This window comes from Nocardia sp. NPDC056000, from assembly GCF_042269265.1.
Classification (GTDB): domain Bacteria; phylum Actinomycetota; class Actinomycetes; order Mycobacteriales; family Mycobacteriaceae; genus Nocardia.
The window spans coordinates 556,323-568,256 of the sequence record NZ_JBHJXS010000002.1 but is presented as its reverse complement, the minus strand read 5'-3'; the positions used below and the strand labels follow the sequence as shown (position 1 = coordinate 568,256).

The 11,934-nt window shown below is 64.2% G+C and carries 16 protein-coding genes; 2 read left to right on the top strand and 14 right to left on the bottom strand.

Translation table 11 applies throughout. The features are described 5' to 3' along the window. Positions 1–29: 29 nt before the first annotated feature. From ACFC4D_RS07440 to ACFC4D_RS07425, 4 genes are all read right to left on the bottom strand, one after another. Complete coding sequence (locus ACFC4D_RS07440) at positions 30–530, bottom strand: YbaB/EbfC family nucleoid-associated protein (RefSeq protein WP_376062112.1); 501 nt, start codon at positions 528–530, stop codon at positions 30–32. A 10-nt stretch (positions 531–540) separates the two neighbouring features. Beyond that, positions 541–855, bottom strand: coding sequence for a hypothetical protein (locus ACFC4D_RS07435; protein ID WP_376062111.1), 315 nt, complete (start codon positions 853–855; stop codon positions 541–543). 134 nt (positions 856–989) lie between these two features. Next, a complete protein-coding gene (locus tag ACFC4D_RS07430; RefSeq protein WP_376062110.1) occupies positions 990–1,793 on the bottom strand; it encodes an ESX secretion-associated protein EspG in 804 nt (267 codons plus the stop codon). Beyond that, positions 1,790–3,922, bottom strand: coding sequence for a hypothetical protein (locus ACFC4D_RS07425; protein WP_376062109.1), 2,133 nt, complete (start codon positions 3,920–3,922; stop codon positions 1,790–1,792). The genes ACFC4D_RS07430 and ACFC4D_RS07425 overlap by 4 nt, the downstream gene beginning before the upstream one ends. A 115-nt stretch (positions 3,923–4,037) precedes the next feature. On the opposite strand from ACFC4D_RS07425, the gene dtd reads away from it, so the two are divergent. Beyond that, positions 4,038–4,481, top strand: coding sequence for a D-aminoacyl-tRNA deacylase (dtd, locus tag ACFC4D_RS07420; protein WP_376062108.1), 444 nt, complete (start codon positions 4,038–4,040; stop codon positions 4,479–4,481). Positions 4,482–4,485: 4 nt separating this feature from the next. On the opposite strand, the gene ACFC4D_RS07415 is transcribed toward dtd, so the two are convergent. Further along, positions 4,486–4,893 (bottom strand): nuclear transport factor 2 family protein, encoded by a 408-nt coding sequence (locus ACFC4D_RS07415; protein WP_376062107.1) that lies wholly within the window; start codon positions 4,891–4,893, stop codon positions 4,486–4,488. A gap of 71 nt (positions 4,894–4,964) precedes the next feature. Here ACFC4D_RS07415 and ACFC4D_RS07410 point away from each other — a divergent pair, with 71 nt between their 5' ends. Continuing rightward, on the top strand, positions 4,965–5,873 hold the full coding sequence (locus ACFC4D_RS07410; protein WP_376062106.1) for a LysR family transcriptional regulator: 909 nt from the start codon (positions 4,965–4,967) through the stop codon (positions 5,871–5,873). Positions 5,874–6,024: 151 nt separating this feature from the next. Here ACFC4D_RS07410 and ACFC4D_RS07405 read toward each other — a convergent pair whose 3' ends face one another. The 9 genes from ACFC4D_RS07405 to rplR all read right to left on the bottom strand — a co-directional run bounded on the left by ACFC4D_RS07405 (position 6,025) and on the right by rplR (position 11,932). Then, positions 6,025–6,243: a hypothetical protein gene (locus ACFC4D_RS07405; RefSeq protein WP_375963032.1), complete on the bottom strand. Its 219-nt coding sequence runs from the start codon at positions 6,241–6,243 to the stop codon at positions 6,025–6,027. An 11-nt stretch (positions 6,244–6,254) separates the two neighbouring features. After that, positions 6,255–7,223 (bottom strand): DUF6585 family protein, encoded by a 969-nt coding sequence (locus ACFC4D_RS07400; protein ID WP_376062105.1) that lies wholly within the window; start codon positions 7,221–7,223, stop codon positions 6,255–6,257. 174 nt (positions 7,224–7,397) lie between these two features. Then, on the bottom strand, positions 7,398–8,198 hold the full coding sequence (gene map / locus ACFC4D_RS07395; RefSeq protein WP_364640986.1) for a type I methionyl aminopeptidase: 801 nt from the start codon (positions 8,196–8,198) through the stop codon (positions 7,398–7,400). Continuing rightward, positions 8,199–8,744: an adenylate kinase gene (locus ACFC4D_RS07390; protein WP_364640989.1), complete on the bottom strand. Its 546-nt coding sequence runs from the start codon at positions 8,742–8,744 to the stop codon at positions 8,199–8,201. Further along, positions 8,741–10,060, bottom strand: coding sequence for a preprotein translocase subunit SecY (secY, locus tag ACFC4D_RS07385; RefSeq protein WP_364640992.1), 1,320 nt, complete (start codon positions 10,058–10,060; stop codon positions 8,741–8,743). Before secY ends, ACFC4D_RS07390 begins: the two co-directional genes overlap by 4 nt. Before the next feature lie 155 nt (positions 10,061–10,215). Further along, positions 10,216–10,659, bottom strand: a complete 444-nt coding sequence (gene rplO, locus ACFC4D_RS07380; RefSeq protein ID WP_364640995.1) for a 50S ribosomal protein L15 — start codon at positions 10,657–10,659, stop codon at positions 10,216–10,218. Positions 10,660–10,661: 2 nt separating this feature from the next. Next, on the bottom strand, positions 10,662–10,841 hold the full coding sequence (rpmD, locus tag ACFC4D_RS07375) for a 50S ribosomal protein L30 (protein WP_153809684.1): 180 nt from the start codon (positions 10,839–10,841) through the stop codon (positions 10,662–10,664). Between the two features lies 1 nt (position 10,842). Further along, complete coding sequence (gene rpsE / locus ACFC4D_RS07370) at positions 10,843–11,493, bottom strand: 30S ribosomal protein S5 (protein WP_330183416.1); 651 nt, start codon at positions 11,491–11,493, stop codon at positions 10,843–10,845. 31 nt (positions 11,494–11,524) lie between these two features. Further along, on the bottom strand, positions 11,525–11,932 hold the full coding sequence (rplR, locus tag ACFC4D_RS07365) for a 50S ribosomal protein L18 (RefSeq protein ID WP_364641000.1): 408 nt from the start codon (positions 11,930–11,932) through the stop codon (positions 11,525–11,527). Between the last annotated feature and the right edge of the window lie 2 nt (positions 11,933–11,934).

The following is an 11,934-nucleotide window of genomic DNA, read 5'->3' as shown; positions in this document are numbered from 1 at the left end:
GTCCGGTGGTTCACCCCGAGGCCCGCCCGCTACCAGCCGGAGTCGGTGGCCGCACCGCGACGCGGCGGCGTCTGCGATTCGGGTTCGTCATTCGCTTGCGTCGCAAGGCGTTCCGGGGACTTCGGCGGTGCGGTCGACACCACCGGCGGCTCCGGAATCCGCAGCTCACGACTCAGATCCGGCATGCCAGGCACCAGATCGGAAAGCTTGGGCAGCCGATTCCTGTTCTGCGACACCGGCGCCAGGATGTCCCTGCCGCGCTGGGCCACCTCCGCGGCCGCCTGCTGCGCCGCCTCGGTGATCGCCTTCGCGATCTCCGGATAGTCCAGATCGGCTATCTCGGAATTGAATTTGGTCTCGATCACGGTGCCCTCGGCGTTCACCGTCACCGTCACCCGCTTCTGCCGCACCGAAGCGGACGCGGTCAAAGCCGCACGCTCACGCTGCAATTGGGTGATGGTGCGCATCTGGTCGGCGAAGCCCTCCAGAATGTCCGAGAGGTCGTGGCGCGCGCGCTCGTTATTGGTCATCGGCGCCGCCTCACTTGAACCCGTTGCCGTTGCCGTCATCCATAGTGGTCAGCAGGTCCAGCGCTTCCTTCTGCCCCTTCGAGAAGTTGCCGAAGGTGCCGGACATATTGCGCGCACCGGAGATGATATTGCCGCTGCTCTTTAGATAACCGTTGTCGCCGTTGGCGAATCCCGATCCCATGGTGTCATTGCCCCACGGCTCGCCGCGCCCCTCCGTGGCCGAGACCAAGGTGTCCACGATCTTGTCGATGCCATCGCGTACCGCGCCGGTCTTGCTGGAGGCGGTGCGCAACAACTCCTTGTAGGACTGCAATCGGTCGGTCACGGTTCGTCTCCCTCACTCGGGCAGGGTACGGGGGTCTCAACCCTTACAGCCCTGAGCGACCGGTCAGTTGACGGAATATTAACGGCGAGTGCCGATTCGAGAGGAACACCAGCAGGCGCTCAGCCCACCGGCCACTACCGTTGCTGCAATTCTTCCTGCTCCCCACGGGATTCCATGATCTGCAGGATCCGTTCCACGTGATGCTGGAGTCGCGCCGCGAAACGCTTCGCGTCGGTGCCCACCGCCGTCATCTCGGGCGTCTCCAGCTCGATCAGGTAGCGGCCGTCGCCGGGCAGATCCCGCCACAGCAGCAGCTGATGCTCCACACCGCGCGGACCATATTTGGACCGGCCCTGAATCACCCGCATGAATCCGATGCGGTCGGCCCGGGTGTTCCAGAACCGCAGCCCGCGCACCTCACCGGTCTCCTCGAAGCTGTCGAAGGCCGAAGCCGGCGGACTGTCATAGGGATCCGGCTCCGGCACATACGGCCGATCCGAGATCGGGATCGGCGACATACCGCCCGCCTCGACCTCGGGCAGCTGCGCCACCAGCAGGGCGTACATCTCATGCGGCTCGCATTCGAGCACGGTGATATCGCCACTGTGGAAAGGGGTTTCACCCGGGCTCTGCACGATCACACAGGCCCGGTGGCCACGCCGGGCCGCATGCGCGCGCAATCGTGGCGCATGCGGATCATCGTCGCGGAATCCGTGCACACCGATGAAGAGTTCCGGATCCGCCATCGCCTCGAACAAGCTGATGAATCCGGGATCCAACTCCTGCTCGAGCCGGGTGCGCGCCTCGTAGAGCTCCAGCTCGTAATCCGCCGCGAGCACGGTGCGGCTGGTGTACACCAGCGGTGAGGGCATCCGGGCCTGATAGCGGTAGCGGTAGCACAGCGCCTTGAATTCGAGGTCGGTGAACTGCCACCTCATGCCTCGACCACCGGGCCCGCCTCCACATGTGGCTGCTCCGGATGCGGCTCACCGATATGCGCGAGCGCGCCCAGGAAGTCCACCGGGGGCGGCTCGTGATCCGCGCCCGCGTGCACTCCTCCGACCATCACATTGTCCGAAAGACCCGCCGTGACACCGAAAACCGGCTCGGTGATGGAGGCATCGATGCCCGCGCGAGGGAACAGGTTGGTGAACGACAGCGGGTTGGTCGCGGCGGCCGGATTGGTGGTCACCGACGCGGCGGCCGGGGTTACCACGGCCGCACCGTCGGGAGCGATACCGGCGGGCAGTCCGGCGGCGGGCACGGCGGGATTCGCACCGTTCGTCAGACCCAGCAATTGGGACAGTTCAGCCAACTTGTCCGGCTGGTTCTGAATCTGCGCCATCGCGGCGGTGATCTTGTCCTCCGGCACACCGAGCAATTGCGCGAGCTGCTGTGTGTTCCCGGTATTCAGCGCCGAGTCCAGCGCGGTGAGCAGCTGCGGCAACGATTGCGCCGCAGTCGATCCCGCGCTCGCCAGGCTGCTCAACAGGCTGGACAGCTGCGACAGGCCCTGGCTGCCGTTGGACGAACCCGCGGTGCCGCCGGTCGACGGTGACGACGAGCCGCCGGGCGAACTGGTACCGGGAAGTCCCGCGCCCGGGTTCGTACCATTCGGATTGGTGCCATTCGGATTGGCACCGTTGGGATTTCCACCGTTCTGCGCGTTCTTGGCGTCCTCGAGCGCCTTTTTGTCGGCGGCGTCCTTCGCATCTCTGGCGTCCTGGGCCTTCTTGGCGTCGTCAGCGGCCTTCTTGTCGGCGGCGTCCTTCGCGTCCTTGGCGTCCTGGGCTTTCTTCGCGTCCTCGGCGGCCTTCTTGTCAGCCGCGTCTTTCGCGTCCTTGGCGTCCTGAGCCTTCTTCGCGTCGTCGGCGGCCTTCTTCTGATCGCCGTTCCCGCCACCGGTATTGCCGCCGGTGTTCCCACCCGTGTTGCCACCGGTATTGCCGCCGGTGTTGTCGGTCTTCTTATCGTCGGTTGTCTTCTTGTCGTCGTCGCCGGTCTTCTTGTCGTCGTCCTTCGTCGGCGGCGTCTTGATCTCCGGCTTCGGAATCACCTTGGGCCCCGGCACGAATGGCATCACCTGGGCGACCTCGGCGATCGGCTCGTGATAGAAGGTCTGGAACTGGTCGCGGTAGTAGTCCAGCTCGTCCTGCTTCTCACTGTCGTACAGGTAGCCGTCATCGGAATGGGTCGGCATATGCTTCGCCGTCAACGCCATGAAGTCGGAGGTGAAGTTGATGCTGTCACCCATGAGCTTGATGGTCGTGATCAACGGCTGCCGGTCATCGGAGTACTGCTTGACCGCCGCGCGGGCCGCATCGCTGCCGGTGCCCTCCCAGTCATAGCGCAGCGCTTGAATATCCTGGTCGAACGAGCCGATGCGAGTATCGAGTTCCTTGCCGATCCACCACCAGCGCTCGGCCGCGGTCGCGTAGACATCGGCATTCATCTGGTGACCGAGCAGATAGAGATCAGGCCACAGCATCGAGTCCTTGCCCTCGGGCATGACGTCGGCGGCTTCCTGGGAGCCTTTGAAATCCTTGAGCTCCTTCGGCCTGTCCTCCATATCGGACATATCGTCGCTCGAGTGGGGCTTCCACGCGTCCACCGTCGGTGGCTTCAACTTCAGATCCGTCGCGGTGCCCGGAGGCTTGATCCCATCCAGCTTGGCCGGGATACCGTCGAACTTCTTCTTGTTGTCCTCGTTCATGTTCACGTAGGCCTTACCGGCGGCCCGGAACGTATCGGCCATATCGGTGACGATGGCGATGTGAATGTCGAGGGCGTCGAACAGATCCTGCCCACGCTTGTTGTAGTACGTGGTGAGCAATTCGCCTGACTTGAGCCTGTTGTTGATCGGCTGCTTGGCGATCGTCGGCAGATTATTGAGATTGCTCGAGGTCACCTGGCTCTGGAAGTAGCGGAGCTCACCGATAAGCGTGGATGCCGAGGTCAGCGCCCGCTGCGCAGACTCCGGCTTGAACCGCAGCATCTCCCCGCTCTGCTCGGCCTGTGCCTTCAAACCGGGGAAGGCAGTACGCGTCTTGTCCTCAGGTGGTGCCATCGGTGCTTCAGTCTCTTCCCGCCCGTGATCAACGTGTCATGCACAGCACAGCCTACTTTCATTAACTGACGGTGGCGCGCAATGGAATTCGAGGTCTCTGCCATGATCAGGGGCTATGCGAGTACTGGTGCAGCGGGTGAGTGCGGCGGCGGTGACCGTCGATGACGAGGTGGTCGGGCGGATCGATCCGGCGGCGCACGGGGCTCCGCACGGGTTGGTGGCGCTGGTGGGAGTCACCCACGGGGATACCGAGGTGACCGCGAAGACGCTGGCGGACAAGCTGTTCCGGCTGCGGATACTCGAGGGGGAACGGTCGGCCGCCGATCTGGGTGCGCCGATCCTGGTGATCAGTCAGTTCACGCTGTACGCCGATACCGCGAAGGGGCGGCGGCCGTCGTGGAACGCGGCCGCGCCGGGGGCCGTGGCCGAACCACTTGTGGATGCGTTCGCCGCCGCGCTGCGGGAGCTGGGGGCGACCGTGGCCACCGGGCGATTCGGGGCGCATATGCACGTTGAGCTGGTGAACGACGGGCCCGTCACGTTGCTGCTGGAGGGGTGAGCACTCAGGTTGTGATCGGGGCGAGGACACGCTCGACCAGTGCCGTATCGCAGTGCTCGATGATTTCGGTGATGCGGCCGTCGGCCATGCGGAAGATCAGGCAGTAGGTCTGGGGGTATGCCTCACCGCGGGTGGTGGTGCCGTAGCCGCGTGCTTGGACCACCACGCGATCCTCGTCCGCCAGGACGAAATCCGCTTCCATGCGGTAACCGTCGGCGAACTGGGTCATGAGGGGGCGTAGCAGGCCGTGCAGGACTTGAGTTTTCGGCTCCCAGGTGCCCGCCCAGGACCAATTGCCGGGGAAGGTCCAGCGGCAGTCGTCGGCCATGGCTTCGCTCAGTGCGCGGGTATTGCCCTGCGCCAATTGGGCGAAGACGCCGCGGATGAATTCCTTGTTCTCGAGAGTGCTCACATCAGCGAAGCTACGGGCGCGCGAGTCATGCGACCAGCGAGAGTCTGGCATATCTGGTATCACATTTGCGCATGGGTGAGTTCACGGTGACCGGGTTGCGGGTGGTGCGCGAGGCCGCGCGCACCGGATCATTCACGCGGGCGGCGGAGCGGCTGGGGTACACGCAGTCGGCGGTGTCGCGGCAGATCACGCTGATGGAACAGGCTGCGGGACATCCGCTTTTCGACCGGCAGGCGCGCGGGGTACGACCCACCGAAGCGTGCCGGATCGTGCTGCGGCACGCCGACACCGTGCTGGACTCGCTGGACACCGCGCGGGAGGAGCTGCGTAACCCCCAACCGCCCAGCCGTATTCGCGTCGGAGCATTCTCCACCGCGACCGCCGCGTTGATCCCGCGCGCCATAACCTTTGCCGCGCAGCAGCACCCGAGCCTTCAAGTGCGATTGCGCGAGGGAATGACGCCGGGGCTGCTGTCCGGGATCACGCGCGGACGCATCGACATGGCGGTGCTCTCCGGTGATGTCGAGGCGCCCGCCGGCGTGGAAGTCTCACCGCTACTGATGGATTCACTCCACGTGGCGGTGCACACGACCCATCCGCTGGCCGCACACACCAGACTTTCGCCGACCGCGCTGCGCAACGAGAGGTGGATCGTGGGCAGCGAGGATCCGCGCACCACACTGCTCGGTATGTGGGCACACGCCGGTTGGCAGCCACACATCGCCTATGTCGCACGCGACTGGGTGGCCAAACTCGGACTGGTGGCGGCGGGACTTGGCGTCACGCTGGTCCCCGGACTGGCCGTACCGGCGCTTCCCGCAACGGTTTCCGTCATTCTCGTCGACGATCCGGCGGCAGTACGGCCGACCGTGCTCGCCTATCGCCGCGGCGAGTCGGGCGACGCACATCCCTTTGCCGAGGCACTCCAGGAAAGCGCGGCTCAACTCGCCGCCGAACTCCGTGTGCGCCTGAGGAATTGAGCGTCAAGCATACGCAATTCCGCAATACCGATGAGTCTGCCTCGCTTGGCGGTGGCACGCGGACCGGACACCGAATCCCGGCGCACCCGGGGCCTCAGCCCGCCACCACACCGGCCAGGGCCATGGCACTCGAGATTCCGGTTCCGGCCGGTCAGTTACCTTGCCAATACATGCGCTCATCGCCTGTAGGTCCGGCAGGCGGGGCCGGGCGGGATTCGCGGGCCGGGGTGCTCAGGGCCAGGATGAAGCCGATGCCGCCGAGGGTGAGGATGACGCTGGGCCAGACCCAGCTGGTGGTCAGCACCATGGCCAGCGCGCCGAGGATCAGGGTGAAGGTGCTGACCAGCAGGCTTTGCGTATCTCGGTTCATGGCACTTCCCTTCAGAACGGACTTGCTTGGCAGACAGCGCGAATGGAGACCGTCGCGTCGTCGAGATCCGAATCCTTCAGCCAGTGATACCCCGAGCCGGTGTATTTACCCAACTTCTTGCTGTCGGCACGGACGCCATCCTGATTGTCGCCGCGATAGTTTTCCGATGCGTTGCGGAGATCTTTCAGTTGTTCGGTCAATTCCGATCTCGCCGCCTGCAGGGTCGAGAGTTTGTCGCAGAGTTCGGTTTTCTGCACCGGCCAACTGGTCAGGCAGGCGATGCCGAACGCGATCACCGCGACGATCGCGAAGAAGGTGTTCAGACCGCGCACCAGCAGGCGGCGGCCGAACACCTTGCCCGCCGACTCCGGCAGCTCGGGCAGCAACTGTTTGACCAGGAACCGGAAGACCAGGAAATTCGGGATCGCGTCGATGCCCTGGGTGATGCGGATGTCATCGCCCGCCTCGACCACGACCTGCCCCTGATGCACCCGGAAGGCCCGAAGGTCTTGTAGCGCAATGGTTTTCTTACCGGTGCCGAGCTCGACCGCCGACAGCGACCAGGCCCCGAACTCCACCCGCTGCCCGGTGCGCAATGCCTCGAGGGAACCCTGTGCCTGGCGCACCGCGATGGACTCCACCAATTCCGGACCCCATTCGTCCGGATTCGACAGGCCCTCGGTGAGTTTCAGTTCCGCGCCGCGGATATCGATGAGCCGGTATTCGTGATTGGTATGGGTGTGCACGCCATTGCGATGTACCCGAGTTACCTTCTGCCACACCCTGGTTGAGGAATACAGCACCACCCGCACCTCGCCGCCCTGCAGCAGCGTGCACCCGTTCTCGTACAGATCGAGCCGGGAATCCCCCTTCAGCGCCAGGTATCCCTTGCGATGCGCGCCGAGCCGATTCACATCGGCCGTCTGCGCGATTCGCCGCAGCAGCTCCGGATCCTGATTCCCCACCTGCGCCCCGGCCATGCCCCTCCTAGCTCGATCACTTCGGGCTCAAACTATCCCCCGTGCGCGATCGCCGCAAAACAAACCGGTACGTTGCGAACTCGTTCTATTGGACCCACAAAAAAACGCACCCGCACCGGTAAAACCGGTACGGGTGCGAAAAACTTTGTGCCAGTGGCGGCTTGCCGCGGCGGACTACTCCGGACGCAAGGTCAGAATGCGCGGACCATCCTCGGTAACCGCAACCGTGTGCTCCCAGTGCGCGGCACGCGTGCCGTCGGTGGTCACCACGGTCCAGTCATCGTCGAGCGTCTTGGTCTCGGTGGTCCCGAGCGTCAGCATCGGCTCGATCGCCAGCACCGAACCCACCACCAGGCGCGGACCCTTACCGGGCGCACCTTCATTGGGCAGGAACGGATCCATATGCATCTCGCGGCCGATGGCGTGACCGCCGTACCCGTCCACGATGCCGTACGAGCGACCGTGCTCGGCCTCGGCGGCGTGCGTACCGAGTTCGATGGCGTGCGAGATATCGGTCAGCCGCGCGCCGTCGATCATGGCGGCGATACCCGCCTCCATCGACAACCGGGTCGCCTCACTCAACAGCCGATCCGCCTCGATGATGTTGCCGACCCCGAACGTCCAGGCCGAATCACCGTGCCAGCCTTCGAGAATCGCGCCGCAGTCGATGGACACCAGATCGCCCTCGGCCAGCACATCGTCCTTCGACGGAATGCCATGCACCACACGATCATTCACCGACGAGCAGATCGATCCCGGAAAACCGTGATAGCCCTTGAACGAAGGGATGGCACCGTTCTCGCGGATGAGCTGCTCTGCGACCTCGTCCAATTCCAGGGTCGAGACCCCGGGCTTGGCGGCATTGCGCACCGCCACCAGCGCACGGCCGACGATAGCGCCGGCCGCCGCCATGGCATCCAGTTCACCGGCGGTGCGGAACGGCACCACCTTCTTGTTCTTGCGGCCGAAGACCATTCAGTGACCCAGCGCCGCGAGTGCGCGTGCGTTCACGTCTTCGATCTCGCCGACACCCTCGACGGTGACGACCAGGCCGTCATAGTGATCCAGCAACGGTTCGGTCTCCTCGCGGTAGACACGCATGCGGTTACGGATGGTCTCCTCGGTGTCGTCACCGCGGCCACGGGCCAGCATGCGCTCGACCACGACGTCCTCGGCGACCACGAAGCACAGCACGGCGTCGAGCTCATGGCCCGACTCCTTGAGCATCTTCTCCAGCGCGTCGGCCTGATCCACGGTGCGCGGGTAACCGTCCAGCACAAAGCCATTGGTCGCGTCCGGCTCCGCGATACGCGCCTCGACCATGCGGTTGGTCACCGTGCTGGGCACCAGATCGCCCGCGTCCATGTACTTCTTGGCTTCCAGGCCCAGCGCGGTCTGCTGGCCGATGTTCGCACGGAACAGATCCCCAGTGGAGATATGCGGTACACCCAGCTTTTCCGAAAGCAGCACGGCCTGGGTGCCTTTGCCGGCACCGGGCGGCCCGAGCAGAACAACTCTCACTTGAGGAACCCTTCGTAATTTCGATTCATCAACTGGCTCTCGATCTGTTTCACCGTATCGAGGCCGACGCTCACAATGATCAGCACCGCGGTACCGCCGAACGGCAGGTTCTGCACACCGCTATTGGTGCCGAGGCCCAGCAACAGGTTCGGAAGCACGGCGACGGCGCCGAGGTAGATCGAACCGGGCAGGGTGATTCGGCTCAGGACGTAGTTCAGATAGTCCGCGGTCGGCTTACCGGGCCGATAGCCCGGAATGAAGCCGCCGAACTTCTTCATCTCGTCCGCGCGCTCCTCCGGATTGAAGGTGATCGCGACATAGAAGTAGGTGAAGAACACGATCAGCGCGAAGTAGATCCCGACGTACACCGGGTTGCTCGGATTGACCAGATACTTCTGGATGAGCTCCTGCCACTTGGCCGGATCTCCCGTGGTCTTCTGGGTCAACTGCGCCAACAGGTTCGGCAGATAGAGCAGCGAGGAGGCGAAGATGACGGGGATGACGCCCGCCTGATTCACCTTCAGCGGCAGATAGGTCGACGAACCGCCGTACATCTTCCGGCCGACCACGCGCTTGGCGTACTGCACCGGAATCCGGCGCTGGCCCTGCTCCACGAAGATGACGCCCACGATCACGACCAGCGCGGCGGCGGCCACCATCGCGGTGACGCCCCAGCCACGACCGTCGTAGATCGTCTTGCCCTCGGACGGGATACGCGCCGCGATACCCGCGAAGATCAACAGCGACATGCCGTTACCGACACCGCGCTCGGTGATCTGCTCGCCGAACCACATCACCAGGGCCGCACCGGCCGTCATGACCAGCACGATGATGATCATGCCGAAGACGGAGGTGTCATCGAGAATGTCTTTGGGGCACCCGCGCAGCAGCTGTCCACGCGAAGCGAGCGCGACCAGACCGGTCGACTGCAGAATCGCCAGCGCGACCGACAGATAGCGGGTGTACTGGGTCATTTTGTTCTGACCCGATTGACCTTCTTTGCGTAGTTCCTCGAACCGAGGAATCACAACGGTCAACAGCTGGATAATGATGCTCGCGGTGATGTACGGCATGATGCCGATCGCGAACACCGAGAGCTGAAGTAGCGCGCCGCCGGAGAAGAGATTGATGAGCTGATAGATGCCGGCGGAATCCCCGCCGTTGACCAGCGCCACACAGTCTTGGACGTTCTTGTAACTGACGCCCGGCGAAGGCAGGGACGCACCCAGCCGGTAGAGGGCGATCAGTCCCAGCGTGAAGAGAATCTTCCGCCGTAAGTCCGGGGTCCGGAAAGCCGACACGAAGGCGGAAAGCACAGATCCTCCTGGCGAACGACATAGGTCAGGCCATGGCTACAACGACGGAAACGCCGAATCCCCATGACGGTGTTGGCAGACAACACTTGAACTCTAACAGTGACACCGGACGAGCTCGCGACTCGTCCGGTGTCTCTGGTTAATTCAGGTTACCGTCAGGCCAGAACGGTGGTGGTGCCGCCAGCAGCGGAGATCTTCTCCACGGCCGAACCCGAGAACTTATCGGCCGAGACCTGAACGGCCACACCGATTTCGCCCTCGCCGAGCACCTTCACGAGCTCGTTCTTGCGAACGAGGCCGCGAGCCACGAGCTCGGACTTGCCGATGGTGCCACCCTCGGGGAACACCCGCGCGATGTCGGAGACATTCACGACCTGGTATTCGGTGCGGAACGGGTTCTTGAACCCCTTCAGCTTCGGCAGACGCATGTGGATCGGCATCTGCCCGCCCTCGAAGCGGACCGGAACATTCTTGCGAGCCTTCGTACCCTTGGTACCACGGCCCGCGGTCTTACCCTTGGAACCCTCACCGCGACCCACACGGGTCTTCTCGGTCTTGGAACCGGGGGCAGGACGCAGGTGATGCAACTTGATGGTCATGCTTAAACCTCCTCAACCTGAACGAGGTGGCGCACGACGTTGATCAGACCGCGGTTCTGCGCGTTGTCCTCACGGACGACAGTCTGGCGAATGCCACGCAGGCCGAGGGTCCGCAGCGACTCGCGCTGGTTACGCAGGGCGCCAATGGAGCTCTTGGTCTGGGTCACTTTGAGATCTGCCATGTCAGACTCCCTGTCCCGCACGTGCACGCAGCATGCCCGCAGGAGCCACATCCTCGATCGGGAGACCGCGGCGAGCGGCAACCTCTTCGGGGCGCTGCAGCATCTTGAGAGCAGCAACGGTGGCGTGCACAACGTTGATGGCGTTATCGCTACCGAGCGACTTCGCCAGAATGTCGTGGATGCCAGCGCACTCCAGCACGGCACGAGCCGCGCCACCGGCGATCACACCGGTACCCGGCGAAGCCGGACGCAGCATGACGACACCGGCCGCCGCCTCACCCTGAACGGGGTGAGTGATGGTGGAGCCGATCATCGGAACGCGGAAGAAGCTCTTGCGAGCCTCCTCGACACCCTTCTGGATGGCCGCGGGAACTTCCTTGGCCTTGCCGTAGCCGACGCCGACCAGACCGTTGCCGTCACCGACGATCACGAGGGCGGTGAAGCTGAAGCGACGACCACCCTTCACGACCTTGGAGACGCGGTTGATCGCGACTACGCGCTCGAGCTGATTGCTCTTCTCGGCCTGCTGCTGATCGCGACGATCGCCACGACCGCGGCCGCGGCCGCCATCACGATCGTTGCCACCCGCGTTGGGGCCATTGTTTCCGGCGGGACCGTTGTTTCCGCCGTCACGCCGCTGACGTCCCGGCATCAGACGTTCCTTCCGTTTGCAGTGTTGATCATCAGAACTTCAGCCCACCTTCACGGGCGGCGTCCGCGAGCGCCGCGATACGGCCGTGGTAGTCGTGACCACCACGGTCGAACACGACCGCCTCGACGCCGGCAGCCTTGGCGCGGGCGGCGATGAGCTCGCCGACCTTGGCGCCCTTGGCGGACTTGTCACCCTCGACGGCGCGCACATCGGCCTCGATGGTCGACGCCGAAGCGATGGTCTTACCCACCGTGTCGTCGATCAGCTGAGCGTGGATGTGGCGAGCCGAGCGGTTGACCACCAGGCGCGGACGCACGGTGGTGCCTTCGATCTTCTTACGGAGACGGAAGTGGCGACGCGTCTTGGACAAACGACGACGAGTCGAAGCGTCGGTGCCCTTCGGCTTCCGCTTCAGCTTCTGGTTCTCAGTTTGTGCCATGG